At 36.5% G+C, this 24,194-nt stretch carries 25 protein-coding genes and 3 pseudogenes; 17 read left to right on the top strand and 11 right to left on the bottom strand.

Translation table 11 applies throughout. The annotated features are described in order from the left end of the window. Positions 1 to 6: 6 nt before the first annotated feature. Positions 7 to 1,476 carry a glucose-6-phosphate dehydrogenase gene (gene zwf / locus ACFSO7_RS18580; protein WP_377879476.1) on the bottom strand — a complete coding sequence of 490 codons (1,470 nt, stop codon included), beginning with the start codon at positions 1,474 to 1,476 and terminating at the stop codon, positions 7 to 9. Positions 1,477 to 1,767: 291 nt separating this feature from the next. Between zwf and rnz the strand changes: the two genes are divergently transcribed. Further along, entirely contained in the window at positions 1,768 to 2,682 is a 915-nt protein-coding gene (gene rnz, locus ACFSO7_RS18575; protein WP_377878863.1) for a ribonuclease Z, read from the top strand. Positions 2,683 to 2,732: 50 nt separating this feature from the next. Here rnz and namA read toward each other — a convergent pair whose 3' ends face one another. After that, positions 2,733 to 3,755: an NADPH dehydrogenase NamA gene (gene namA, locus ACFSO7_RS18570; protein ID WP_377878862.1), complete on the bottom strand. Its 1,023-nt coding sequence runs from the start codon at positions 3,753 to 3,755 to the stop codon at positions 2,733 to 2,735. A gap of 133 nt (positions 3,756 to 3,888) precedes the next feature. Next, the gene (proC, locus tag ACFSO7_RS18565; RefSeq protein ID WP_377879475.1) at positions 3,889 to 4,740 is read right to left on the bottom strand and encodes a pyrroline-5-carboxylate reductase; all 852 of its coding nucleotides are present in this window, start codon (positions 4,738 to 4,740) and stop codon (positions 3,889 to 3,891) included. Positions 4,741 to 5,219: 479 nt separating this feature from the next. Here proC and ACFSO7_RS18560 point away from each other — a divergent pair, with 479 nt between their 5' ends. The 3 genes from ACFSO7_RS18560 to ACFSO7_RS18550 all read left to right on the top strand — a co-directional run bounded on the left by ACFSO7_RS18560 (position 5,220) and on the right by ACFSO7_RS18550 (position 7,835). Continuing rightward, positions 5,220 to 6,182, top strand: a complete 963-nt coding sequence (locus ACFSO7_RS18560) for an MBL fold metallo-hydrolase (protein ID WP_377878861.1) — start codon at positions 5,220 to 5,222, stop codon at positions 6,180 to 6,182. A 4-nt stretch (positions 6,183 to 6,186) separates the two neighbouring features. Beyond that, positions 6,187 to 6,978 carry an SDR family NAD(P)-dependent oxidoreductase gene (locus tag ACFSO7_RS18555; protein ID WP_377878860.1) on the top strand — a complete coding sequence of 264 codons (792 nt, stop codon included), beginning with the start codon at positions 6,187 to 6,189 and terminating at the stop codon, positions 6,976 to 6,978. A 131-nt stretch (positions 6,979 to 7,109) separates the two neighbouring features. Next, positions 7,110 to 7,835 (top strand): toast rack family protein, encoded by a 726-nt coding sequence (locus ACFSO7_RS18550; RefSeq protein ID WP_377878858.1) that lies wholly within the window; start codon positions 7,110 to 7,112, stop codon positions 7,833 to 7,835. Between the two features lie 43 nt (positions 7,836 to 7,878). Here ACFSO7_RS18550 and ACFSO7_RS18545 read toward each other — a convergent pair whose 3' ends face one another. After that, positions 7,879 to 8,079, bottom strand: a complete 201-nt coding sequence (locus tag ACFSO7_RS18545; RefSeq protein WP_377878857.1) for a hypothetical protein — start codon at positions 8,077 to 8,079, stop codon at positions 7,879 to 7,881. A gap of 89 nt (positions 8,080 to 8,168) precedes the next feature. Beyond that, a complete protein-coding gene (locus tag ACFSO7_RS18540; protein ID WP_377878856.1) occupies positions 8,169 to 8,651 on the bottom strand; it encodes a glutathione peroxidase in 483 nt (160 codons plus the stop codon). Between the two features lie 141 nt (positions 8,652 to 8,792). Between ACFSO7_RS18540 and ACFSO7_RS18535 the strand changes: the two genes are divergently transcribed. The 6 genes and pseudogenes from ACFSO7_RS18535 (at position 8,793) to ACFSO7_RS18510 (ending at position 14,623) form a co-directional block, all read left to right on the top strand. Then, positions 8,793 to 9,278: a nitroreductase family protein gene (locus ACFSO7_RS18535; protein WP_377878855.1), complete on the top strand. Its 486-nt coding sequence runs from the start codon at positions 8,793 to 8,795 to the stop codon at positions 9,276 to 9,278. A 903-nt stretch (positions 9,279 to 10,181) separates the two neighbouring features. Next, on the top strand, positions 10,182 to 11,084 hold the full coding sequence (locus tag ACFSO7_RS18530) for an ABC transporter ATP-binding protein (protein WP_377878854.1): 903 nt from the start codon (positions 10,182 to 10,184) through the stop codon (positions 11,082 to 11,084). After that, positions 11,084 to 11,911, top strand: a complete 828-nt coding sequence (locus ACFSO7_RS18525; protein WP_377878853.1) for an ABC transporter permease subunit — start codon at positions 11,084 to 11,086, stop codon at positions 11,909 to 11,911. Before ACFSO7_RS18530 ends, ACFSO7_RS18525 begins: the two co-directional genes overlap by 1 nt. A gap of 248 nt (positions 11,912 to 12,159) precedes the next feature. Continuing rightward, a pseudogene (locus tag ACFSO7_RS18520) lies at positions 12,160 to 12,693 on the top strand (protoglobin domain-containing protein); the annotation flags it as partial. Between the two features lie 72 nt (positions 12,694 to 12,765). Next, entirely contained in the window at positions 12,766 to 13,455 is a 690-nt protein-coding gene (locus tag ACFSO7_RS18515; RefSeq protein ID WP_377879474.1) for a methyl-accepting chemotaxis protein, read from the top strand. Between the two features lie 516 nt (positions 13,456 to 13,971). Next, positions 13,972 to 14,623 (top strand): annotated as a pseudogene (locus ACFSO7_RS18510) (HAD family hydrolase). Positions 14,624 to 14,877: 254 nt separating this feature from the next. Here the strand turns inward: ACFSO7_RS18510 and ACFSO7_RS18505 are convergent. The 5 genes from ACFSO7_RS18505 to ACFSO7_RS18485 are packed head-to-tail and all read right to left on the bottom strand — an operon-like array spanning position 14,878 to position 17,760. Continuing rightward, positions 14,878 to 15,546 carry a DNA alkylation repair protein gene (locus ACFSO7_RS18505; RefSeq protein ID WP_377878852.1) on the bottom strand — a complete coding sequence of 223 codons (669 nt, stop codon included), beginning with the start codon at positions 15,544 to 15,546 and terminating at the stop codon, positions 14,878 to 14,880. A gap of 20 nt (positions 15,547 to 15,566) precedes the next feature. Continuing rightward, the gene (locus ACFSO7_RS18500; protein WP_377878851.1) at positions 15,567 to 15,758 is read right to left on the bottom strand and encodes a YqzH family protein; all 192 of its coding nucleotides are present in this window, start codon (positions 15,756 to 15,758) and stop codon (positions 15,567 to 15,569) included. 40 nt (positions 15,759 to 15,798) lie between these two features. Continuing rightward, positions 15,799 to 16,125: a YolD-like family protein gene (locus ACFSO7_RS18495; RefSeq protein WP_377878850.1), complete on the bottom strand. Its 327-nt coding sequence runs from the start codon at positions 16,123 to 16,125 to the stop codon at positions 15,799 to 15,801. After that, a complete protein-coding gene (locus tag ACFSO7_RS18490; RefSeq protein ID WP_377878849.1) occupies positions 16,122 to 17,378 on the bottom strand; it encodes a DNA polymerase IV in 1,257 nt (418 codons plus the stop codon). Before ACFSO7_RS18490 ends, ACFSO7_RS18495 begins: the two co-directional genes overlap by 4 nt. A 4-nt stretch (positions 17,379 to 17,382) precedes the next feature. Beyond that, positions 17,383 to 17,760: a YhjD family protein gene (locus tag ACFSO7_RS18485; protein WP_377878848.1), complete on the bottom strand. Its 378-nt coding sequence runs from the start codon at positions 17,758 to 17,760 to the stop codon at positions 17,383 to 17,385. Between the two features lie 634 nt (positions 17,761 to 18,394). Here ACFSO7_RS18485 and ACFSO7_RS18480 point away from each other — a divergent pair. The 4 genes and pseudogenes from ACFSO7_RS18480 (at position 18,395) to ACFSO7_RS18465 (ending at position 21,116) form a co-directional block, all read left to right on the top strand. Beyond that, positions 18,395 to 18,961: pseudogene (locus ACFSO7_RS18480) on the top strand (ATP-binding protein). A 268-nt stretch (positions 18,962 to 19,229) separates the two neighbouring features. Further along, positions 19,230 to 19,550 (top strand): putative quinol monooxygenase, encoded by a 321-nt coding sequence (locus ACFSO7_RS18475; protein WP_377878846.1) that lies wholly within the window; start codon positions 19,230 to 19,232, stop codon positions 19,548 to 19,550. A 160-nt stretch (positions 19,551 to 19,710) separates the two neighbouring features. Continuing rightward, on the top strand, positions 19,711 to 20,391 hold the full coding sequence (locus tag ACFSO7_RS18470) for an SOS response-associated peptidase (protein WP_377878845.1): 681 nt from the start codon (positions 19,711 to 19,713) through the stop codon (positions 20,389 to 20,391). A gap of 47 nt (positions 20,392 to 20,438) precedes the next feature. Next, positions 20,439 to 21,116: a GNAT family N-acetyltransferase gene (locus ACFSO7_RS18465; protein ID WP_377878844.1), complete on the top strand. Its 678-nt coding sequence runs from the start codon at positions 20,439 to 20,441 to the stop codon at positions 21,114 to 21,116. A gap of 143 nt (positions 21,117 to 21,259) precedes the next feature. On the opposite strand, the gene ACFSO7_RS18460 is transcribed toward ACFSO7_RS18465, so the two are convergent. Next, positions 21,260 to 21,502 (bottom strand): CDGSH iron-sulfur domain-containing protein, encoded by a 243-nt coding sequence (locus tag ACFSO7_RS18460; protein WP_377878843.1) that lies wholly within the window; start codon positions 21,500 to 21,502, stop codon positions 21,260 to 21,262. 106 nt (positions 21,503 to 21,608) lie between these two features. Here ACFSO7_RS18460 and ACFSO7_RS18455 point away from each other — a divergent pair, with 106 nt between their 5' ends. The 3 genes from ACFSO7_RS18455 (at position 21,609) to ribD (ending at position 23,949) form a co-directional block, all read left to right on the top strand. After that, on the top strand, positions 21,609 to 21,929 hold the full coding sequence (locus ACFSO7_RS18455) for an iron-sulfur cluster biosynthesis family protein (RefSeq protein ID WP_377878842.1): 321 nt from the start codon (positions 21,609 to 21,611) through the stop codon (positions 21,927 to 21,929). Between the two features lie 175 nt (positions 21,930 to 22,104). Next, a complete protein-coding gene (locus ACFSO7_RS18450) occupies positions 22,105 to 22,836 on the top strand; it encodes a GTP cyclohydrolase II (protein ID WP_377878841.1) in 732 nt (243 codons plus the stop codon). 12 nt (positions 22,837 to 22,848) lie between these two features. Further along, the gene (gene ribD, locus ACFSO7_RS18445) at positions 22,849 to 23,949 is read left to right on the top strand and encodes a bifunctional diaminohydroxyphosphoribosylaminopyrimidine deaminase/5-amino-6-(5-phosphoribosylamino)uracil reductase RibD (protein ID WP_377878840.1); all 1,101 of its coding nucleotides are present in this window, start codon (positions 22,849 to 22,851) and stop codon (positions 23,947 to 23,949) included. Positions 23,950 to 24,194 lie beyond the last annotated feature (245 nt).

The raw sequence follows: 24,194 nt of genomic DNA, 5'->3' as shown, positions 1-24,194 counted from the left end.
CCATTTTTAACATTTTTCGACGTCTAAGTCCGTAATTGGCCACCAGAAGAATCCGTCTTTTTCTAGTAAATCATCTGATGCTTTTGGTCCCATTGAACCTGATTCATAGTTTGGAAAGCTCTGTTCCTTTTCGTTTTCCCATACTTGTGATATTTTATCAACAAATGCCCAAGAAAGAGCCACTTCGTCCCAATGGGTAAAGTTTGTTGCATCGCCGCGCATACAATCAAACAAAAGAGTTTCATATGCTTCAGGAGTATTCATAGCGTCTACACCTTTATTAGCAAAATTTAGTTTGATTGGTGTCGCATCCATTTTTTGACCGGATTTTTTGGCATTTAAATATAATGTAATTCCTTCTTCTGGTTGAATATGGATAACAAGGAGGTTAGGGCTTAATGTTTGATCTGTTTTATAATAAAGATTCATTGGGATATCTTTAAATTGAACGACGATTTTGGTTGATTTCGCTGTCATTCGTTTGCCAGTTCTTATATAAAAAGGCACACCAGCCCAACGGAAATTATCAATCATCAGCTTTCCAGATACAAATGTCTCGGTATTCGATTGTGGGTCAACCATATTTTCTTCCCTATAAGAGGGAACATTTTCTTCTTTTATGATTCCTTTTCCATACTGTCCACGAACAAAATATTGTCCCACTTCTTCGTGTTCAAAAGGTCTCATCGCTCGAAGTGCTTTCACCTTTTCTGAACGGATTTCATCTGTCGTTAATTTAATTGGTGGTTCCATTGCTAGTAACGCAACCATTTGTAGCATATGGTTTTGAACCATATCTCTTAAAGCCCCACTATTTTCATAATAACGTCCGCGTTCCTCTACTCCTAGCGTTTCACTAGATGTAACCTGTATGTTTGAAATATATCGATTATTCCAAAGTGGTTCGAAAATGGCATTGGCAAATCGAATGACTTCGATATTTTGTACCATTTCCTTTCCTAAATAATGGTCAATTCGGTAGATTTCATTTTCTGAAAAAGCTTTTCTGATTTGATCATTTAACGTGTTTGCCGTGTCTAAACTATGACCGAACGGTTTTTCGATGACTAAACGTTTAAATCCGTTTACATCTGTTAAACCGTCTGATTTCAAATGTTCGGCAATTTGACCGAAAAATTCTGGAGCCATCGCTAAATAGAAGATGCGATTTCCTTCTAAGTTGTAATGATTGTCAAGTTCTTTTGCAAGACTTTTCAGTACAGCATAGGAGCTTGGATCAGCAATATCATGTGATTGGTAATAGAAATGGGAGATAAATTCATCAATTTTTTCTGTCGTTCCTAAGAATGTAGAAATGGATTCTTTTACATTTGTTTGGAATTGTTCTGTAGTCAGTGTTCTTCGGGCAACTCCTATTACCGCAAAACGCTCTGATAGCTTGCCTTTTATAAACAATTGATAGAGAGATGGAAATAGTTTGCGATTAGCTAAGTCCCCTGTTGCTCCAAAAATCATAATCAAAGCTGTTGGTTTTTCTTTATGTGTCACGATTAGTACCTCACTTTATGTAATTGATATAAATGAATTAATAAAAAAGATCAAACCAATATTAAATTTTATCGTTTCGACAAGAAATGCGCAAATTTTAGTTTCTTTCCTTAGCTTTCGAAGAAGTGTAAAAGACTATCCAGTATTCCCACGATTTGTTTTCTGAAAGAGAGAATTGTATAAATTATGTTATATTAGTTGTAAATGAGAATTCGATGTTTGCCTCGAATTCTTACTATATAAAGGAGATGGATGAGAGTGAAGCTGTTTTTTTTAGGAACAGGTGCTGGAATTCCTGCCAAACATCGAAATGTGACTTCGATCGCCTTAAAGCTTTTAGAAGAAAGAGGTTCTATATGGCTTTTTGACTGTGGGGAAGCGACCCAGCATCAAATTTTACATACCCCAATTAAACCACGACGTCTAGAGAAAATCTTTATTACGCATATGCATGGTGATCATATTTATGGTCTGCCCGGGCTTCTTGCGAGTCGATCCTTTCAAGGAGGGGAAACGGAATTAACGGTATATGGTCCTAAGGGAATCGAAGAGTACATTCGCATTAGTTTAGAGGTCAGCCAGACGTATTTAAAGTATCCCCTAAAGGTGGTTGAAATAGGGGATGGCGTGATTTTTGAAGATGAGCAGTTTATTGTTAAAGCAAAGCTTTTAGAGCATGGGATTCCTTCTTACGGCTTTCGTGTTGTTGAAAAGGACAAACCAGGGACACTATTAGTAGACAAGCTATTACAAATGGGAATTCAGCCAGGTCCTCTTTATCGAAAAATTAAAGAAGGAGAATCTGTTTTGTTAGAGAATGGGGAGATGATTGAAGCTTCCGAATTTCTTGGTGAGGCGCAAAAAGGGCGTGTCGTCACTATTTTAGGAGATACAAGGAAATGTGATAATGCGCTTGTACTTGCTAAAAATGCTGATGTTCTTGTTCATGAAGCGACATTTGCGAAAGATGATGAGCAACTAGCCTATGATTATTACCATTCAACGACTGGGCAGGCTGCTGAAATTGCTGCTAAAGCACAGGTGGGGAAACTCTATTTGACCCATATTAGTTCGCGTTATGATCGAGAATCAGTTTTAATGTTAGAAAAAGAGGCGAAAGAGGTTTTTGCCAATTCGGAAGTAGTGGAGGATTTTAAAGAATTTTTGATATAGAAAGAAAGACTCCAATTCACTTATAAAGTGTGGAGTCTTTTTATTGTTTTTTAAAGCCAACCCCGCTCATATTGATTCGGACTTTCGATTTTCGTCCCAAGCTCTTTTGCTGCAGTTCGTGGCCAATACGGATCTCTTAACAGCTCTCTTGCGATAAAGATTAGATCAGCGCGTTCATTTTGTAAAATTTCTTCTGCTTGTATACCGGTTGTTATGAGGCCAACTGCCCCCGTTGGAATTTGAGCTTCTTCTCTAATTTTTTCAGCAAATTTTACCTGATAGCCAGGATAAACATGTATTGCTGCTGGAACGACTGCACCTGAGCTAACATCGATTAGGTCCACCCCTTGTTCCTTCATCCAAAGGCTATATGTAACATAATCTTCCGGAGTTAAACCTCCATCGTGGTAGTCATTTGCAGATACACGGACAAATAAAGGCCCATTCCAAACAGTTTTAACGGCTTCAATAACCTCTCGAAGGAAACGATATCGATTTTCTGCTGAACCACCATATTCGTCATTTCGTTGATTGGAAAGCGGTGAGAGGAACTCGTTAATTAAATATCCATGTGCCCCATGAATTTCAATCACATCGAATCCAGCTTTTTTCGCTCGTTCTGCTCCTGCTTTAAAGGCTTCTACCGTTATTGTAATATCTTCTTTACTCATTTCTTTTGGTGTCTTCATTTTGTCATTGAATGGAAGAGAGGAAGGGGCAATAATTTCACCTTCAAGCACTGCTTTACGTCCAGCATGAGCGATCTGAATTCCGGTAGCAGCTCCATGCTCTTTTATTAATTGAACGAGCTTGCTAAGACCGTCGATATGATCATCACTCCATATTCCTAAATCCTGGGGAGAGATTCTCCCTTGTGGGGTGACTGCTGTAGCTTCTAATATAATTAAACCAACTTGGCCAACAGCGCGACTGACGTAGTGAGTGTAGTGCCAGTTCTCTACTTTGCCATCTTCATTATGACTGGAGTACATACACATTGGCGCCATAACAATACGGTTTTTCAAAGTCATATCCTTAATCGTATACGGAGTAAAAAGCTTAGTCATTGACATAAAAAACTCCTCCTTTATTTCGTTATACTAAATTTTCTTTTTCATTATAACAATTAAAGAAAAAATAGCGAACTAAGACAACTTATAAAACGCTTTGCCGCATTAACGCACCGGGGGACTGACCCCCGGTGCGTTAATGTGGCAAAGTGGATTTGAATTCGGTTCCGAGTTTTTTTGATTGGTTGGTTGCTTCGATGATGCATGTGATGAAGGCTTCTTGTACGTTGTATTGCTCTAGTACTCGGATTCCTGCTTCGGTTGTTCCGCCTGGGCTTGTGACTTCTCGGCGAAGCTGGTAGGACGGTTTTTGTGATTTTGTTAGCATTTCAGCAGTCCCCAATAAAGTTTGAACAATCAACTCTTTGGCTAGTTTTGGCTCCAGGCCGATTTCCACAGCACTTTTCTCCATAGCCTCTACAAGATAATAAAAATAAGCAGGACCACTTCCAGAAAGACCAGTTACGGCATCAAGCTGAGCTTCTTCAACAAATCGAGTTAAACCAATCGTATCAAACATTTTTTTCACACATTCCACTTGCTCTAAAGTAGAGTGTGTATTATAAGCTAATGCTGTTGCGGACTTGCCGATGGCTGCGGACGTGTTCGGCATGGCTCTTATAATCGCTAATGGACGTTCAGCAAGTTCTTCAATTGTTTGAAGTGAAACTCCTGCAAGAACGGATACCATTAACATTTTCTCTGTCAGAAATGGTTTTATCATTTCTATCGCGCTACCTGCATCCTTGGGCTTCATTGTAAGTATTACGATGTCTGCTCCTGTCATTAAATCAAATAAATCATACGTCGTATTAATTTGAAATTCTCCTTGAAGCTTCTCCAGTTTCAAGCTATCGCTACGGTTGGTAATCCATATATTTCTACGATCAATAAAGTGATGATCAACCATTCCTGAGATTAATGCCTCAGCTATCGAACCAGCACCAATGATTGCAATCTTTTTCACTTCCATCTCCTCCTGGTTCATTTTTTGTGAAAAATAAAAAGACCCTTCGTCCGTAAAAAGGACGAAAGGTCTTAGCTCCCGTGGTACCACCTTCATTCATCTTCTGATATGAAACGTGTCCGTTTCACTAGAAAGATGCTTCTTAATCCATTAACGTCGGAGACACGGTCAGGTTTGCCTGACAGCTCATAAGGTAGGTTCGATAGATAAGAGGACGGTGAAACCTTTCAGCAGGTTCCCTAGTTTCACTCTCTTTCGTCATTGTCCATCTACTGGTCTTATTCATCACTTCTGCTTCATGAAATTTTATAGTGATTATGAGGGAAGGGAGGATTGTCTGTCAAGAGCGTAATTTGCCCTAGTGTATATTCTTTCTTCATTAAATTATGTGAAAATAATGACAATGGATACAAGAATCGTTAAACTTAAATAATAATAGGCATGAAAAAATATAACTCTTTAAATACCTTATTTAAAAATAATATTAGGGAGCAAGTAAAATGACAGAATGGATAAATGGAATTGCGAAATTGACGCTACCAACTCCTTTTGCTGTTGGGGATGTAAATGCGTTTTTAATAAATGGCCCACGTCTAACCCTCGTAGATTGCGGCCCTAAAACGGAGGATGCTTGGAACTCACTTCAGCATCAACTCGATCATCTAATGCTAACTCCTGATGATATTCAGCAAGTAATACTTACCCATCATCATCCTGATCATGTAGGATTGCTTGACTTTTTGCCAAAAACAGTTGAAGTGTTCGGTCACTATTTAAACGAGCGATGGCTTTTACGATCTGAACAGTTTTTAAAAGAACATGATGATTTCTATAAAAAGCTCTTTGTCGAATTTGGTATTCCCGATGCATACTTTCCATATATAAATCAATTAAAAAAGACATTACGTTTTTCCTGCAATCGTTCCTTAACGGGTACCCTACAGGAAGACAGCATCGTACCAGGTTTAGTAGACTGGCAAATCATTTTTACTCCCGGACATGCTCTTAGCCATATCTCATTATTTCGGGAAAGCGATGGGGTCTTAATCGGCGGCGACCATATTTTGGCTCATATTTCACCCAATCCATTGTTAGAGCCACCATACATTTCAGAAGAGGACAGACCAAAACCACTTATCCAGTACAATCAATCTTTGAAAAAATTACTCCAATATCCGATTCAAAAAGTTTATACAGGACATGGTGAAGAGGTCTATAATTTACCGCAGTTAATTGATAAAAGATTAAAGAAGCAGCATGAACGGGCGATGGCAGTAAAGGAATTCCTTAAAGAAGGACCCCTCTCTGTATTCGAAATTTGTAAGCGGCTATTTCCAACTGTTTATGAAAAGGAATTTTCACTTACCATTTCAGAAACAGTTGGACAATTAGATTATTTATTGGATATAGAGGAAATTGATCAAATAAAGGATCAACAAAAATATCTTTATTCTGCGAGGTGAAATCATGCCGTCATTACTTGGGAGAAATATTGTCATCACGGGAGCTTCAAGTGGAATTGGTGCCGAGATCGCTAAGCTGTGCGCTGCCAAAGGGGCCAATCTAGCTTTGCTTGCTCGAAGCATCGATAAATTGCAGCAAATAAAAAAGGAATTAGAAGAAAGATACTCAATTAAAATAATCGTTTATCACCTGGATGTTTCCAACATGGAAGAAATCGAGCGTGTTTTTCATGCAATCTTTGAAGAAATGAAGTCCATTGATATATTAGTAAATAATGCTGGATTCGGGGTATTCCGTGAAGCTCATGCGGCATCTATTGAGGAAATAAAATCAATGTTTGATGTAAATGTCGTCGGACTAATGGCTTGTACAAGTAAAGTGTTACCGAAAATGCGAGAGCGACGTTTTGGTCATATTATCAATATTGCTTCACAAGCTGGAAAAATTGCGACCCCTAAATCAAGTGTGTACTCAGCAACAAAGCATGCGGTTTTAGGGTACTCTAACAGTCTCCGAATGGAGTTAGCGGATCAAAATGTCTTCGTTACAACGGTTAACCCTGGCCCGATTGCTACTAATTTTTTTAATATCGCTGATGAGCAGGGAACATATGTGAAAAATGTCCAAAGATTTATGCTGCAGCCCGATTATGTAGCAAACAAAGTTGTAAGTGCGATGCTAACGAAAACACGCGAGATTAATTTGCCGCGCTGGATGAACCTTGGGAGTGTCATTTACGCCTTATTTCCAAGGACATTTGAACGCATTGGACGCAAAGCGTTTAATAAAAAATAGAGGTTTTTAAGTTTGTCATTTGTCTCACTAGGTCTCAAGTCTTAGTGGTAATTCATTCCAGAGCCGTTATTTTACTTTAAGATCTTTTCCTATAATGTGATTAAGGTAGAAATAACAGGAGGAATGAAAAAATGAAAAAGAATATAGTATTAGGGTTAGTGGTTGCGGCAAATTTAATGTGGGTAGCAGGTTGTAGCAGTATTGTAAATGGAAAATCAGATCAATCTGAAAAAATTCATATTAAAGAAGATAAAGTAAAGCAATTAGATATCACTTTAAACATCGGGGCTGGACAGCTAAATGTGTCGGAGGGTACAAAAGAGTGGGTTGAGGGGGAAATTGATTATAATATCGATGACCTTGAGCCAAAAGTGAAATACAAGCGTTCTGGTCAAAACGGAAAACTTGTTATTGAGCAGTCGAAAAAGAATTTCTCTGGCATCAAAATGGGTGACATCAAAAATGATTGGGATCTACAGCTTTCAAACAAAGTTCCGATTGATCTATCAGTGAATTCTGGGGCTTCGGAAACAAAGCTTGATTTACAAGGATTGCAGTTAAGCAGTTTAGATATTGATGCCGGTGTTGGCGATATCACGGTTGACTTAAGTGGTGATTGGAAAGAGAGTTTTGATGTGGATCTAGAGATGGGAGTAGGTCAGTCGACGATTATCCTGCCAAAAGATGTTGGGGTGAAGATTAAATCCTCTAAAGGAATTGGCCATACGGATTTCAAAGGCTTTATTTCAGAAGGTAATGGCGTTTATGTCAATGAGGCTTATAAAAATGCCGATGTGAAAATTGAGGTCAATACGGAACTTGGTATTGGTGAGGCAAATTTTGTTTTGGAGAAATAGTTAGCTAGGATGGTCCAAATTAATTTGGATCGTCCTTTTTATATTATCCAAAATAAAAAGAACCATCATATCCTGCGTCGGAAGAATGGTTCTTTCTTTTAAAAAGATATAGATGGTCTTTTTTCGTCTTTGTTTTTCGTGTTCTCATGTCTGCAAAGACGAAAGGACTTCTGCTATCCGCTGGATTTCTTCTTCCTTCACGGACTAATTTTTCGCGTAGCTTTTTTGCTTTTGATTTTGCCAAAATAATCACTCCTATATATTTTCCATAATTATACCACAACAAGCGTTTGATTGTGCTTGTTGTGGTTTTGGCCAAATAGTTTCTCTTTTTCATTTTCCTAATAAATGTAGGATATCTTCTTCAAGCTTTTCAGGCCCATCTGTCGATGCAAATCGTTTGATCACATTTCCATTAGAATCGATAAGAAACTTGGTGAAATTCCATTTGATCGATTTCGAACCAAGGATTCCAGGTGCTTCTTTTGATAAATACTTGAAAAGCGGCTCTGCATTTTCTCCTTTAACATCCACTTTGGCGTACATTGGGAATGTGACTCCGTAATTCAATTGGCAGAACTCTATTATTTCATCATTTGTTCCTGGTTCCTGTGCCCCGAATTGGTTACTTGGGAATCCTAGAATCTCGAAACCGCGAGCTTTATATTTTTCATATAATTTTTGAAGGCCTTCATATTGTGGGGTAAAGCCACATTCACTTGCTGTATTGACGATTAATATTACTTTGCCTGAGAAATCCTTTAAAGATTGGACCTCACCGCGAATTGTTTTCACTTCAAAATCATATATTGTCATCAACGTACCTCCCAATTGATTTTTTAGTATATGGTATCATTATATCTATTTATGATCATTATTTCATTTAACTTCTCTTTTGTGATTGCCTTAAGGCTAGTAATTAATGCAATTAGTTGTATTTTGAAAGGTGGAAATGGTTTGAGTATTGTTGAAATTATAACTTCACGACGTACAATAAAAAAATTTAAAAGTGATCCGATTGAACGGAATGTCATTATTTCCTGGTTAGAGGCAGCAAGTAAAGCCCCAAATCACAAAATGACAGAACCTTGGGAAGTTTTGTTTGTTGGTCCTAAAACAAGAACCGACTTAAACCATAAAACGAATTTCGGAAACGCTTCAGTGGTATTCGCTGTTTTATCAAAGAAAGGTTCTACTGTTATAGAAAGAGAAGAAAATATGGCTGCAACGTCATGCTTTATTCAAAATTTTATGCTCGCTGCATGGGCGGAGGGAATCGGAAGCTTTTGGTCTTCTACTGGTGCATCCAAAAAGAATCGTGACATCTTAGGTGTAACCGAAGAATATGACGTGATTGGTGTAATAAGTGTAGGATATCCAGAAGAAATCCCTCAGGATAAGCCAAGAACACCGATTGAATTGAAAATAAAGGAACTCTCTTAAAAGAGATAGAATGAGAAAAGCGTAAGCGCCTTGATCAGCCCCGATAAAGAATCCAGAGACATAGTCGCACTTATGCAAACCGTTCGTTGGTTTGCCAAGCAAATGCTTCGCCAGCCAGAAAGTCATTCTTTGACTTTTTGGCTGGCGAACATTTGACCTCGAGGTCGACAAAACCGCGACGTCCTGTCGCATTGTCGACACTAGTACATCCTGTACGTCGGGGCTAGGACGCTTGAGCTGGACAATTTTCGAAGTCCGAAAATGTTATACTTTCTTATCTTATGAAAAAACACCGGTTACTTTGTAAAATTAAAGATAAGTGAATGTATGTTTTCTTTATAAGAACAGTAACTTACTTTTAATGTCGCACATTTATGATAATTAGTACATCACTTATATATAGTGGTGTACTCAGACTGAAGACAAACTCAAAGAATTTTTGAGTTTGTCTTCAGTCTTTTTTCTTATGAAATGAAAATGAACAAGTAAAGTTGATTTCCGCTCCGGGCGAACGTTTTCCGCGGGGTGTGATCTTTTAACCTCCTCAGTCGCTTTGCTCCTTGAGGGGTCTCAAGGTTCACACTATTTCCCGCAGGAGTCGTCGCCCTACGCTCCAATCAACGGTGTTTCTAAAAATTTTGAGGTGATTCATCCCTATCTACAATTGGCTTGAAGATTAGATTATTATACATCTTTTTTTTACCAACTTTGAGAATCTCTAGGTTATAATGTTTATAGCTGAATGTATATGAAAGAGTTGTAATCTTTCTACTTAGGGATTTATTTTCTTTATCAAAAATGGGGTGGCGCGGCAGTAATATATACAACTCACGGAAGGTAGTAACAAGCCGAGATAAAAAATGTACAAGAATTTTTTTGATAATTTAAGAGGGAACGTGAAAAATGACTAGTTTTATTAATGTGGAAGGTTTGTATAAATCATTTGGTCAACAATCAGTATTAGAAAATGTAAACTTCAAGGTTAAAAAAGGGGAGGTAGTAGGGCTATTGGGCCCAAATGGAGCTGGGAAAACGACCTTTATCCGAATATTGAATGGCGTTATCAAACCGGAAAAAGGGTCAATCTCATTAAACGGTATGGATCCATCTACCGGGGGAGATGCAATTAGAAAAATATCTGGAATTGTGACGGAAAGTGCGGGATTGTATCACCAGATGAGCGGAAAAGAGAACCTGGAATTATTCGCTGAATTATATGGGGTATCGGATAAGGTAAGAGTGTCAGAGCTACTTGACCTTTTTGATTTGAAAGAACATCAGGATAAGCCAGTGGGAAAGTATAGTACCGGAATGAAAAAGCGGTTGGCATTGGCTAAAGCGCTGTTGCATAAACCGGATATCTTGTTTTTAGACGAACCGACAAATGGATTGGATCCTGATGGAATTCAGATGGTCTTAACCTATTTAAAAAAATATAATCAGGAAACAGGGACCACGATTATTATTTGTTCACATGTCCTTCATCAATTGGAGACAATCTGTGATTCTTTTGCTTTCATTGAGAATGGGACGATAGCTGAACAAGGAACTTTAACAGAGTTAGAGGATAAATATGTTCAAAACGTTAGCGTGAAAGTAAATACGACCTTTAAGCCACAAGAAAACCATTATTCAGGGTTTCCTTGCAGAGTAATGGGAGAATCTATAGTAGTTTTCGATTTGCCTTCTAAAAATGATATCCCTCAGTTGCTAAATGGCTTGCTGAAGACGGATCCTGTTTATTCGGTTACGATTATGAATAATGATTTACAATCGATTTATTTCAGGGTAAGGGGGGGCAAGTAATGGGTACAAATATTAGTAAAGCTCTGATCAAAAAAGACATTAAAGATATTTTTAGAAGTAAAACATTGCTAGTAACCATGATTATCATTCCAATAATGTTTTGTGTTATATTCCCTTCAATTGTGATGGGGAGTGCCCTAATTTTTGATGTCGAAAAAATAGTCGGAGATGATGGACAGAAACTAATTGATACTTTTCTCAAAAGTACGACGGGAAATGCGTTTTCTTCTTATACACTTGAGCAGCAAATTGTTTATATGTTCATTAATTTTATGCTTCCAACCTTATTTTTGCTGGTTCCGATTATTACTGCCATGACAGTAGCTGGTAATAGCTTTGTTGGAGAGAAGGAAAACCGAACGCTAGAAAGTTTATTATTTTCACCAATTTCGATTAAAACGTTATTTCTTAGCAAGATATTAGCATCTTTATTACCGCCATTATTTGTTTCTCTTATCAGTTTTGTAGTTTGTGGTGTCATTATCAATTCTTTGGGGTATCCTTTGTTTGGTGAGTTAATCTTCCCATCGGGTAACTGGGTGGCATTAATAACCTGTCTTTTCCCAATGGTTATTTTACTTTCGGTGCTGATGAATATCTTAATATCAGCAAGGGTGAAGACGTATCAGGAAGCCCAGAACCTTGGTGGCATTATCGTTCTTCCTGTTATTGCCATGATGATTGGCCAGGTTACTGGACTGTTTTTACTGGGAGTTCAGTTAATTATCCTGATTTCAGTAGGTTTATTAATGGTTAATCTGGTGTTATGGAACATCATTTCAAAAAATAATAACAGGTATGTGTTATTTGAAAAACAAATTCATTAATGGATTTTAATGTTAAAATATGTTCTTAAGCAAACGGGGCTATTCTTCATGAAGGAGAATAGCTCTTTCCTATGGGAACAATTTATCTTTCTATGCCCAACAGCTTTACAAATTTTTAATATTGAGAGAAACAGATTCCCTATATCCTTTTTTCCGACACCATAGTAATATTATTATTATTATTATTATTATTATTTTCAGGTAGTAAAGTATATTGTGAGATATATAACCAAAAAGGGGGAGCACATATGTTCAGGCACCGCCAGAAACAGGGAAAAGGCATCAAATGGTTAGATTCTCCATCAAAAAAGGGAGTAATTAATGTTACGGACACTTTAATTAGTGAAAAACTTAACATGATTCAACTAAACGAGGAACATCTACAGCATGTAATTAGTGTAAAACCCGTGGTTGAAACTCACATAGAGGAGCTTGTAGAAAGATTTTATAAGACTGTGCTACAGGTTCAAGAATTAAAAAACATGATTGAAGCTCATAGTTCTGTTGAGCGATTACGCCAAACGCTTCGTATTCACTTAGTAGAGTTGTTTGAAGGAAGACTTGACGCTGAATTTTTTGAAAAGCGAATCAAAGTAGCGAAAATTCATTATCGAATTGGTCTAAAGCCAGCTTGGTATATGGGTGCATTTCAAAACCTACAACAAGCGTTATTTCAAGTCATGATGGATGAAGTGAAGGATAGAGATGAGTTCCGTTTAATCTGGGATGCAATAACAAAACTATTAAGCTTGGAACAGCAATTGGTTTTGGAAGCATATAATGAGGAAACTGAGCACAAGATACAAGAAACATTTGAAGAAGGTCAAAAGAATTTACAAAACAAAATACATGAAGTGAGTGAAGGATTGGTAGCGGTGTCTGAACAGACTCATGCTTCTGTGGAATCCCTTATTTCGAACAGTCGAGATGTCAATTCTTTAGTCGAAGGTAGCTACGAACAAGCGAAAGAGGTTCAAGCCCAAGTCCAGGAAGGACAAAATGTAATACTTACCCTCTTAGAACATATGAAACAAGTTGAAGAGGACACGTTATCCATGAGGCAAACGGTCCAACTGTTAGAAGATTCTTCAAATAAGATTTATAAAGTCATTCAGATGGTTCATGCCATCGCTGATCAAACCAACCTGTTGGCATTGAATTCGGCAATTGAAGCAGCAAGAGCAGGAGAGCATGGAAAAGGATTTTCAGTAGTGGCACAAGAAGTAAGAAAACTAGCGGAACAAACCAAAAATTCAATCGCTGACATCCAAAACCTTGTTGACACATCACAAACGTATACCAGAGAAGTAAACAGCGTATTGAAACGAGTAGAAGGGGCTGTACAATCTAGTGCTGATGCGTCAAGCTCTACCAGTACTTCCTTCCAAGCGATACGGATTTCAATAGAGAAGAACGAATTGAATCTAAGCTCAATGAATTTACAAATTGAGGAGTTAGTAAAAATTATTGAAGAAATTGGAGATGCTACTACTCATGTGGCAACGTCGGCTGAAAAGCTAACTCAAGCTACTCAAATGATATAGGAAAAAAGCCCGTTATGGGCTTTTTTAAATTCCTCTATTTCTTATGAAGTTCCGGCAATTAAAGTAAAGAGCTTATCCAATTTTTCTGACTTTTGCATGGTATGCGGATGAAGAAAACCAATTGTAACCAAAGTGAATTAAGATTCCTCGTTCATGGGTAATCTGTTCTTTTAATTCTATTATCACTAGTTATAAACACTGGACTGAATACCTACCTACAACCTTCATTGCTACTACCTATTTAATTATGGGTGGAAGTTAAAAGTAAGTACCGGTTAGTTATGACAATTTGTTGAACTTTTCCTAAATAAAAAGACGCAATGTGAAGTTCTTTGAGATGTTTCGAGGGATATTAAATCGGCAATAAGTGCCGACAACTATTGAATATTCAGAAGTAGAGCATAAAACAATACAGCTGTAGGTGTAGAAGATTCAATATATCCCAATATAAATCATTAATTATTTGAGGCAGTTTTTAATTCGAAGTTACATAATTTTGATAAAGGGTGTGTAGTTATTAAAGCGGTTATTTTTGATTTTGATGGTACACTTGTTGATATTCTGCCAGTTTGTTTTTAAGCATTTCAAGCTGTATTTAAGGACTTTGACAACAAAGAGGTTACTCCAGATGAGATAAAGGCTATGTTCGGTCCATCTGAGACTGGAATCATCAGAGAAAATCTTATGGATTCAAATCATGACAAAGCAATTGAATTATATTATAAAAGGTATATAGAAAAACACCAAGAACTTGTTCTTGAGAATGAGGAGATTAACGATTTACTCCTGTTTTTAAAAAGAGAAGGTTTTAAATGGGGGGGTGTAACAGGAAAAGCTAGCAGAAGTTTGCGGATCTCTTTAGATTGCCTAAATATGAAGGACTTATTTGATGTGATAATCACTGGGGATGATGTTTCTATACCAAACAAAACCTCATCCAGAAGGACTGAACAAGGCATTGGCACAGCTAAACTTAAAAAACACCGATGCTATTTATTTAGGAGATAGTGACGCTGACATTTTAGCTGGTAAACAAGCTAACGTACATACGATCGGAGTACAGTGGTTGCTAAATTATCAGTCATCAGAGTTTGGTGTTCAACCAGATCAATTGTTCAGTCACATAAGTGAATTCATACAAGCACTAAAAAATTACAGGTGTGTATAAGATTAAAGTTATGTAAACAATTTAGCCTATTCAAGTAACGGTGAGCGTTAGTTGCACAACAACCAAAATCGTTGTTGTGGTAAACGAGGTCATATGTTGTAAAAAAAGAATAGAAGAATACAGGTATTTAAAGCCTGTTCATCTATCCTCTCTTTTGTCTTAAAATGTGTGACATTTTATTTGGTTGCTTAATTACTAATGGTTTTAAATATTTTCTTGACTTTTAATAAAACAAATAGCCAGTGTCTTTCAATCTACTTTAAATGTTTCATTGCTTCTCTCACGCTTAGCTTAGGTAAAGTATGGGTTTCGACAAACTCTTTTACAAACTCAGGATTTGTTTTTGCGTATTCTCGTAATGCCCAGCCAATTGCTTTTTCGATGAAGAAGTCTTTTATATGTTTTGACCGTTCAATCATTTCCGACAAAAGGTTTTCGTCGGTGTTCCCTTTATAGCCGAGCTGAAATAATATGCAGCTTCGTACAAGCCAAAGATGTTCGCTTTCCAACCATTTGTCTAATGTCGGACGCTTCATTTCGGGATACATTTGAAAATAGTGACCAACTAAATGTTTGGCGATATGATCAATGGTGTCCCACCATGATTTATCTTGGATGATTTTTTCGAGTAATTTGATATCATCCTTTGTGAATTGTTTTTTCATTTGAGTAAGTAGGCTTAGCGCCGCCATTTGCAATTCGCGTTCGGGATATGCCCATAATTCTGCAATTACCTCATGCAGTTCCTCACGTTGTGGCAATCCCTTTTCGGCAATATACTCCTTGAATAAAGCTTTCATCACAGGTGCCTTAAGACCGATAAACGTAAATTGATCCCGCATATATTTTTCCATTTGTTTGGCATCTTTCTCATTTCGATGCTTTAAAAGTAATTCCCGTAATTCTTTTGCGTATGTATTCACGGGTAACTACCTCCTTTTTTTTAATTTGTCAAAAACTCGTATATGACATCGTTTACGATATCATGCAAATCGGCATCCGTTTCCGCTTTTAGAGCAATAATTTGCTGATATAACTCAGTATATTCAGACTCCCCAAGTGGGCTTGATTGAAGATCACGATGATATTGTTTAAAGCTATTTTGAATCATTTTTAAGATTAATTTTTTATCCATTTAAGCCACCTCACTACCTTCGATTATAACGCTTTTTTAGTTATATGTCAGAAAGTGGACATTCATGGATAAGGTTACATTCAATCCATTTATCATCGATTTTAATTCGTTGTTTTATTGCATCTAGATGTGTGATCATGCCAGTCACAACATCAAATCTCTTACCATTAAAGTAACTGATTCGGATTTCTATCTTTTCTTGAAAAGCCTGTAGTAGAAAACGGTTAATTTCTTCCTGTTTTTGTTCATCGACGAGTGGCATATGTTTATTTTCCGATTCCCTGCTCCGATGAATAATGGCATCTCGATGCTCCATTAACATCATTCGACTACTTTCCCATAACCCATTTCCTTGTAGTTTTTTCATTTTATGTGCCCTCCAATTTTTTGAGATAAGAATTTAGCTTGACCAGCTCGTGTTAACGAAGAAGCAAAGATAATAGAGGTTTCTCCAAATCTTTGTTTGATTTTATCCATACTCTTTTCTAAAGAAAGCTGTCTTTCCCGATTTTCAAAAAGAGAGAGCTGCAAACAATCATCTGTCTGAAATTGGCTGAGTGATACGAATATTTTTCGAACAGGTAGCCGATTCCAGTTCTGATGAAAGAGTATTTTTGCTGTTTCGAACACTTCATTAGTTAGGCAAGAGGGGTGTCGTAACTTCTTTTGTCTATGGAATCCAGTTGGATTTTTAAAATCAGCACCCTGGATGCCGACATGGACAACGTTCCCCATATAGCATTTATAGCGGCTTCTTTGACAAATTAAGGATGATAGTTCTAACAGGACAACTTCAATATCTTTTGCTTCATAATAGTCAATCGGAAGAGTGGTTTGGCGGCCGATTCCTTTTTGCATAGAAAATGCATCGGGAGTGACGGGTGAATGATCGATGCCATTAGCCGTAGCCCATAAGACTTGGGAAAGAATATCGCATTTTTTGCCATGATATTTTTGTAATTTTCTTTTTAAATCAGCTAAATCTGTTCTAGCCACATCTCCAATCGTTTTTAACCCGATTTGATGAAGATGGTAAAGGGTTTTGGAACCGACACCGAACATTTTGTCTGGAGTTAAATCCCAAAGATAATCAGCTATATTTTTTTTGGTTAATTCAAAAATCCCATCTGCATTTTTCTTAGCAAAGTTATCACATGCCATCTTGGCTAGAATCTTATTTTCACCAATACCAATTCGTACATAAATACCTGTTTGGATGAGAATTCGTTTTTGAATATTAAGCGCCATTTCTCTAGGAGATTCAAAAAAATGAAGAGAGTTGGTTACATCTAAAAACTGTTCATCAATCGAGAACGGTTCAACGAGATTGGTATACGATTCTAGAATAGAAGTAATCTGTAATGAAATATTTACATATTCCTGCATCCTCGGTTTAATGGCAACTAAATGAGGACATTTAATGAATGCTTCACGAAGTGTTTCAGCAGTGGAAATGCCAAAACTTTTTGCTATTGGACAAGCTGCTAAAATGATCCCACTGCGCCTCTCCGGATCTCCAGCGACAGCTAATGGCTTGTTGGCATACTGAGGGTGGGTGGCTTTTTCTACAGATGCATAGAATGATTGACAATCGGCTAAGAAAATCACTTTTTTTTTCATGGTGTTAATCAATCTCCGTCAATTCGATTTTTAAGTATTCACTAAAAATGATTATAATTTGAGCTTGAATAAAACCTTGTAATAAACTTATTTCATGTTCATACCCTCTGCATAGAAATTGCGTGAATAAGCCATTAGATTCCTGTTGTTGGGATAAGATTTTAATTCCCTTTTTTCTCATTTGCTTTTCCAATTCCTTTAATTCCATCTTGATTGCATTTACGATAGATTTGATTTGAGCGTTATATAATAACCACATATGTAATGAGTTTTTTTGCATTGCATCTAGGTCTTGATCTAAATTTTTAAGTAAGATAGGAAGAAGAATGACTTTCTTAACTAATTCAATTTCCTGAGATTGTAGGAAAGGTGCGGGAGACATGAAAGAATCACCTCTTGATAAGAACGTTTGTTCCTATATATTATGTTTATAATAACAGAATATACGTTCGTATTCAATGTGTGAATATTTACCAAATGAATATTTGATTGGAGTGGAGGTTTATTAATAATAATATTGGAGGTGATGAGATGAAAAAATTTCCGAAGTGGTTTTGGATTTCAATTATTACCTTTATTATTGTCTAATGGGCTGCTATTCCTATTTCGGCCTATTTTACGGAACACGCTAGACATGTAGCGAGAACGGTTATTAGTATTGGTCTAATTGTTTATCCTGTTTTTTTCGCCATTATGTTGTTGATATTATTTAGAAAATCAAAACTAGATTCAAACGAAAAAATATGGGGATTTTACTTTATGTTAATTCCCATTTTGGTCTATTTCCCATTTTGGTTCATAATTACACAGTGACAATTTTAATTCTACTATTAAATGAGTATAGAGATTGAAATATGGTACTTAACAGGGAACAATTCTTAATTAAAGAAGGCATTAATCCAAGGAGGATTAGTGTCTCTTTTTGTTGAAGTAAACAGCAGGTGAACCATACATCGAGTAGTTGTATCTATTTATGAATTTATAATTACTTCTTCATAAAGGAAGGAATTACAGTTGTGAATAGGTTAGTGCTTATTACAGTTGGTAAAACACATAGCGGCAAAACTACATTTGCAAGAGCTTTAGAAAAAGAGTTAAACAATTCTTTTGTGATGGATCAAGATAACCAAGCGGAATTATAAACGCCTTTTACAAAAACTTACAAACCGAAACAAGGTCCTAATACTCTTAAGCACACCATCTCAAAGCTAATTGTCGATTACGCCATAGCAAACACTAATTTGCACCTTATTATATGTAATTCAGATCGAAGTCGAAAAAGTCGACTGAATCTGCTGGAAAAGTTGTTTAATAAAAATATGTTTGTTCGTATCCTTGTCAATTTTGATATTCGAGATGACATTCTTCAATCTCGAGTTATTCATAGTAAACGAAGTACGAATATATTTAGGGGTGCGTATTCAAATTTTGAGAAAGTGCTTATTCGGCAACAGGCTGAATCTTTAGATGATGATGTGGTAGATCCAGTAGAAGGTGAAGCAGACTATTTATTTGTAATTAAAGACAATAAAGAGATTGATTATGTTATTCAAAAAATTGTTCATAATGGTGAATGTTTATAATTATTTTCAATCCATTGATAAAAGAAGTTAATAGCGTAAAGGAGATTGATAGTGGAATAAGGGAATTTTACTTGGGTAGTCAAAATTATATCCGGAGGATAGAGATTTTTTATTTGAATACAGAACGAAGCATTCATGTCCAAAGCTTTATTTTAGCACGGGGAAGATTTATTAAAGAACTTTTATTAAATTCTGTTTATGGGGATGATAGGATAATCGTATTTCGGTGTAGAAACAATTAACAGGCGACAAAATTAAGGAGGACGATATGAGTAAATTTAGTTTGTTCGGCAAGTTTATAGTACAAGAAGGCGAACGTGACACTCTGATAGAGATTTTGTTGGAAGCAGCAGAATCAATGAAGAATCTGGACGATTGCGAGATATATCTCGTAAATATTTCAGAAGACGAACCTAATTCTGTTTATGTTTATGAAGTGTGGAGTAATAAAAATGCCCATCAAGCGTCTCTTACTCTTGAAGCTACACAAATATTAATAAAGCGTGCAAAACCTATCATTACTGGAATGGAGAGAATCAGCACCCTGGAAACAAGGGGTGGAAAGGGCATTTCAACGAATTCTTATTAAACTAAAGGGGGCTTATATACAGTATATAAGCCCCTTTAGTTTAATAAGAAGTGTGAAGATTGCTTCAAACTCTTAAAATCCCTATGAAATTTACTAATTGTATGTTTATAGGTACCTGATATGGATGGTTTATATACATCAACAAGGAGGTTAATAAAAAATGTGTGGGCGCTTTACTTTAACGATTACGTTTGAGGAATTAATGGAAAGATATGCGATTGAGGAACAGAGAACACCTTTTCATCGACCTAAATATAATGTAGCTCCTATGCAGCAAGTTCCAGCTATAATCAATGATGGAAATAAAAACCGCTTAGGAGAATTAAGATGGGGGCTAGTTCCATCATGGGCTAAAGATGATAAATCCGCAGGGAAAATGATTAATGCTAGGAAAGAAACCTTGTTGGAAAAACCCTCATTTAAAAATCTAGTTTATCGAAAAAGATGTATCATACCAGCAGATTCATTTTTTGAGTGGATAAATGTTGAGGGACAAAAAAGACCGATTAGATTTATGAAAAGAGATGAAAGTATTTTTAGTATGGCGGGACTTTATGATACTTGGATTAATCCAAGTAACGGAGAAAAGACAAACACATGTACAATAATTACGACAACTCCAAATAATCTAGTTTCGCCTATTCATGATAGGATGCCTGTTATTTTAAAGAAAGAAGATGAACAGAAATGGCTTCAAAGAAATGAAGTGAATGTAAATGAATTATTGAGATTACTCATGCCATTCCCCGCTGAAGAAATGAAGGCATATCCTGTGTCCACATTGGTTGGAAATGTAAAAAATGAAGGTCCAGAATGCATTGAACGGATCAAGATAAAATAAAAGTCTGCCATTTATGCTGAAGTTAACAGTTGGGAGGAACTTCATAGATGTTGAATGAACTAGAATTGATGGAATATCACGTAAATGTGTTATTTAAACATGATTCGAAAAATCAAATGACAGTTATAAATGAACCACCATTCGATGTTGCACCAAGTATTTTTATTGGTGGTACGAGACAGGGCAATATAATAAGGTATTCAAATATGTTAAATACAAGACTCATAGAGAAGGCAGAACGGTTGATTGCGGAAAATCCGGGTGACTATTTAGGAGAAGTAATTAATATTCTAAGCACTGATGGACGAATAAATGATTTATCGATTGGACCAGCTTATGTTTTTCCTAATGTCAGAAATAGGTTCTGTTCAAAAGTAATACAAGTAACTAATGAAAACAAAGAACTTTTAAAGCCACATTTTCCATATACATTTGAGGAATTTGAGTATAAGCAACCTTGTTTCGTAGTCATTGAAGATCATATTCCTGTTTCACTTTGTTGCAGTGCGAGACAAACTTCGAAGGCAGCTGAAGCAAGCGTATATACACATGAAGATTACCGTGGAAAGGGGTACGGAATTGAGGTTTCAAATGCATGGGCACAAGAGGTACAAAAACAAGGAAGAACTGCTTTGTACAGCACTTCGTGGGATAATTTTTCTTCCCAATCTGTAGCAAGGAAACTACAATTGATTCAGTATGGAACAGATATTCATATTAGTTGAAATAAAAAGAAAAGACCTACCCTACCACGCCAATGTTAGGGTAGGTCTTTTCTATTCACATGTAGGCCACTACACTTCATTGCAGCTTGCTGTAAAAAAGGCTCCCAGGGGACTCTTTTTTACATTCTAATAAAATCCTATGCCTACTCTTCCTGAGGCTTTTCAGCTCTTACAACCGATTCGAAGTTTCCTTTATGCGTGCCATCACAATAAGGAAGCTTTGAGGATTTGCCACAGCGACATAAAGAGAAAGCTGGTTTTGCTGGGAAGACGTTTCCTTCCGCGTCAATTAGTTCAACATCCCCTGTTATGCGGTACGGTCCATTATCCATTACTTTAATTTGTACTTTTGTCAAAAAAACCACTCCTTCACAAAATATTGTCATATTTCTCCTTTGATGGTAAAAGGAAACAAGAAAAAAAGCAACGAAAGCGACTCTGACAATAACATATGATAAAATAATTATAGACAACAAAGAGGAGGGGTTAAACGTGGAAATCAATCTAACTGGAAAAGCAGTAGCTAAAATTAATGAAAAAACCTCCGGGAAAGAAGGATATTTAAAACTAAAATACGATATCGATGGCTGTGGTTGTGTTGTTAGTGGTGTGCCAACACTATGGTTTGTAAGTGAACTAGATGAAGAAGATGAGGCGATTCAAACGAATGACATTACCATTTATATCGAAAAATCAAAAGCTATTTTTTTCGATGAGCAAATGAAGATTGATTTTACTGAGTCAGCTAACTGTTTTCAACTAAAGAGTCCGAATCAAATGATCAATGGGCGAATGAGCTTTTTAATAAAATAAATCATGTCAAATTAATTCCCCTTAAGAGCAGAGGAAATGTCCTAGTTTTTAGGGGGTTTTTTATGAAATTAAGTTTCCAACATTGTCATATTATTTACTTGACACAATTTGATTACAAACATATACTAACTTACATAAAGTAAGTAATTATTTTTTAAAAGAATAGGTGAAAATAATGATAACAGAAGATGTGAAAAATATATTAAAAAATAAAATGACAATAATAAAGCAAGAAAATAAAAATGATTTGTGCCTAGTTGGGCCCGTTAGATTACCAGTCCAACTAGAGGAACAAACAGTGACCTTCCAATGGTATTCCTGGTTAGAGTTAAATGGTCATTTGTCAGAAGAAGAGGTACTAGATTCATTAAATCAAGCAAATCTTGCTTCTTCGCAGCAATCCTCTGTGTTAGTTTATGGAGATTTTAAAAATTCGGAAGATGCTCGCATTCGGATGCATAGCATATGTCATACGGGAGATATATTTGGAAGTAAGCGTTGTGATTGCGGCTTCCAATTGCGCCAATCAATGAAAATGGTCGTAGAAAATGGAAGTGGTGCGATATTTTATCTAGCAGCCCACGAAGGAAGAGGTATCGGATTATTTTCTAAATCATTAGCGTATCTCCTTCAACAAGAAGGCTTTGATACGGTAGAGGCAAATCATGCTTTAGGGTTTGAAGACGATATGCGTTCTTATGAAGAAGCGATAAGAGTTTTAAAAGAGCTAAGGCAAAAACCAGTAACACTCATTACGAATAATCCGAAAAAATTAGAAGCTTTAAGAAAGCATGGACTTGCAGTAGAAAATCATATCCCGCTTTGGGGAGATAAATCTGACTACAATAGTCATTATTTAGAGACAAAGGTTCGTAAGTCAGGTCATATCCCACTCGAAGCGGTGTAAGGAGCTAACCTAATGAATATGGATCAATATTTTATGAAAATGGCTTTAGATTTAGCGGCGACAGCAAAGGGGAAAACCAATCCAAATCCAGTAGTTGGTGCTCTCCTAGTAAAGGATGGGGTAATTGTAGGATCTGGATTGCATCGAAAAGCAGGTGAGCCACATGCGGAGGTTCATGCTTTTAGAATGGCAGGAGATCATGCAAAAGGAGCAACATTATATGTTACGCTTGAGCCTTGTTCCCATTTTGGAAAAACACCGCCATGTGCCAACCTAGTGAAAGAATCCGAAGTGAGTCGTGTCGTAGTGGCGATGCAGGATCCAAATCCGCAAGTGGCAGGACGAGGAATTAACCTGCTAAGGGAAGCTGGCATTGAAGTGGAAGTAGGCGTATTAGAAGCCGAAGCTAAAGTTTTAAATGAAAGATTCATCCATAACATGATTACGAAAACGCCTTATGTTATATCAAAGGTAGCGATGACATTGGACGGAAAAATTGCCACATATAATGGTCACTCCAAATGGATAACTGGCGAAGAATCTCGCCATAATGTTCATCGTTTACGAAATGAAGTCGATGCTATCTTAGTAGGAATTGGAACTGTAATGGCCGATGATCCGATGCTGACAACACGTTTAGAAACAGGCGGGAAAAATCCTATTCGAGTCGTTCTAGATTCCAAACTAAGAATTTCTTTAGAGGCAAAAATAACTGATTGCACAGAAGCACAAACATGGATTGTCACTAAAGAAGGTATTGACTCAGAAAAACTTCAAGCATTGAAAGAAAAAGGGGTAGAAATCATTTTTATTCCTAAAACAGATTCAGGTCTTGATTTAACGACTTTAATGGAGAAGCTATATGAAAAAGGAGTTACTGACCTCTTAGTAGAAGGCGGTAGCGAAATAAATGGATCGTTCTTAAGAGCAGGCCTTATTGATAAATTTTTCATCTATATGGCTCCTAAAATTTTAGGTGGAAAAGGATCATTGACTCCGTTTACAGGCGATGATGTTGAACACATGGATGAAGCACTTGACGTTTCGATTCATTCGATTGAACACTTTGGAGAAGACATCTGTATGACGGCTTATCCAAAAAACAAGAAGTAATGAAGGTAGCTCATATTCAAAAACTACCAGAATATATGAAAAAATTCTAACAGTAGTAATGAGAGAAAATAGTCTCTCCTCTAAATATTAATGAGGAGAGGCTATTTTTTTAGCATTTCTAAAACTTACCTACTGAAATGAGCTTTGTTTGTATAACTATCTAAAATTCTAATATATAATTAATTTGTGAATAATAAGATAATAGAGTAATGGTTTTTGAGAATCATCCATAAATCTATAAAAAG

Origin of the sequence: Bacillus sp. CGMCC 1.16607 (genome assembly GCF_042683745.1) — a bacterium.
Taxonomy (GTDB): domain Bacteria; phylum Bacillota; class Bacilli; order Bacillales; family Cytobacillaceae; genus Pseudoneobacillus.
This window is presented reverse-complemented; position numbering and strand designations above follow the sequence as displayed.

What these genes read in the sequence shown, in the direction of transcription:
- zwf (WP_377879476.1), bottom strand. Translation starts at nt 1,476, where the DNA reads ATGATTTTTGGAGCAACAGGGGACTTAGCTAATCGCAAACTATTTCCA.
- namA (WP_377878862.1), bottom strand. Translation starts at nt 3,755, where the DNA reads ATGTCAATGACTAAGCTTTTTACTCCGTATACGATTAAGGATATGACT.
- proC (WP_377879475.1), bottom strand. Translation starts at nt 4,740, where the DNA reads ATGAACCAGGAGGAGATGGAAGTGAAAAAGATTGCAATCATTGGTGCT.
- ACFSO7_RS18560 (WP_377878861.1), top strand. Translation starts at nt 5,220, where the DNA reads ATGACAGAATGGATAAATGGAATTGCGAAATTGACGCTACCAACTCCT.
- ACFSO7_RS18555 (WP_377878860.1), top strand. Translation starts at nt 6,187, where the DNA reads ATGCCGTCATTACTTGGGAGAAATATTGTCATCACGGGAGCTTCAAGT.
- ACFSO7_RS18550 (WP_377878858.1), top strand. Translation starts at nt 7,110, where the DNA reads ATGAAAAAGAATATAGTATTAGGGTTAGTGGTTGCGGCAAATTTAATG.
- ACFSO7_RS18540 (WP_377878856.1), bottom strand. Translation starts at nt 8,651, where the DNA reads ATGACAATATATGATTTTGAAGTGAAAACAATTCGCGGTGAGGTCCAA.
- ACFSO7_RS18530 (WP_377878854.1), top strand. Translation starts at nt 10,182, where the DNA reads ATGACTAGTTTTATTAATGTGGAAGGTTTGTATAAATCATTTGGTCAA.
- ACFSO7_RS18525 (WP_377878853.1), top strand. Translation starts at nt 11,084, where the DNA reads ATGGGTACAAATATTAGTAAAGCTCTGATCAAAAAAGACATTAAAGAT.
- ACFSO7_RS18500 (WP_377878851.1), bottom strand. Translation starts at nt 15,758, where the DNA reads ATGGATAAAAAATTAATCTTAAAAATGATTCAAAATAGCTTTAAACAA.
- ACFSO7_RS18495 (WP_377878850.1), bottom strand. Translation starts at nt 16,125, where the DNA reads ATGAAAAAACTACAAGGAAATGGGTTATGGGAAAGTAGTCGAATGATG.
- ACFSO7_RS18490 (WP_377878849.1), bottom strand. Translation starts at nt 17,378, where the DNA reads ATGAAAAAAAAAGTGATTTTCTTAGCCGATTGTCAATCATTCTATGCA.
- ACFSO7_RS18485 (WP_377878848.1), bottom strand. Translation starts at nt 17,760, where the DNA reads ATGTCTCCCGCACCTTTCCTACAATCTCAGGAAATTGAATTAGTTAAG.
- ACFSO7_RS18475 (WP_377878846.1), top strand. Translation starts at nt 19,230, where the DNA reads ATGAGTAAATTTAGTTTGTTCGGCAAGTTTATAGTACAAGAAGGCGAA.
- ACFSO7_RS18470 (WP_377878845.1), top strand. Translation starts at nt 19,711, where the DNA reads ATGTGTGGGCGCTTTACTTTAACGATTACGTTTGAGGAATTAATGGAA.
- ACFSO7_RS18465 (WP_377878844.1), top strand. Translation starts at nt 20,439, where the DNA reads ATGTTGAATGAACTAGAATTGATGGAATATCACGTAAATGTGTTATTT.
- ACFSO7_RS18460 (WP_377878843.1), bottom strand. Translation starts at nt 21,502, where the DNA reads ATGACAATATTTTGTGAAGGAGTGGTTTTTTTGACAAAAGTACAAATT.
- ACFSO7_RS18450 (WP_377878841.1), top strand. Translation starts at nt 22,105, where the DNA reads ATGATAACAGAAGATGTGAAAAATATATTAAAAAATAAAATGACAATA.
- ribD (WP_377878840.1), top strand. Translation starts at nt 22,849, where the DNA reads ATGAATATGGATCAATATTTTATGAAAATGGCTTTAGATTTAGCGGCG.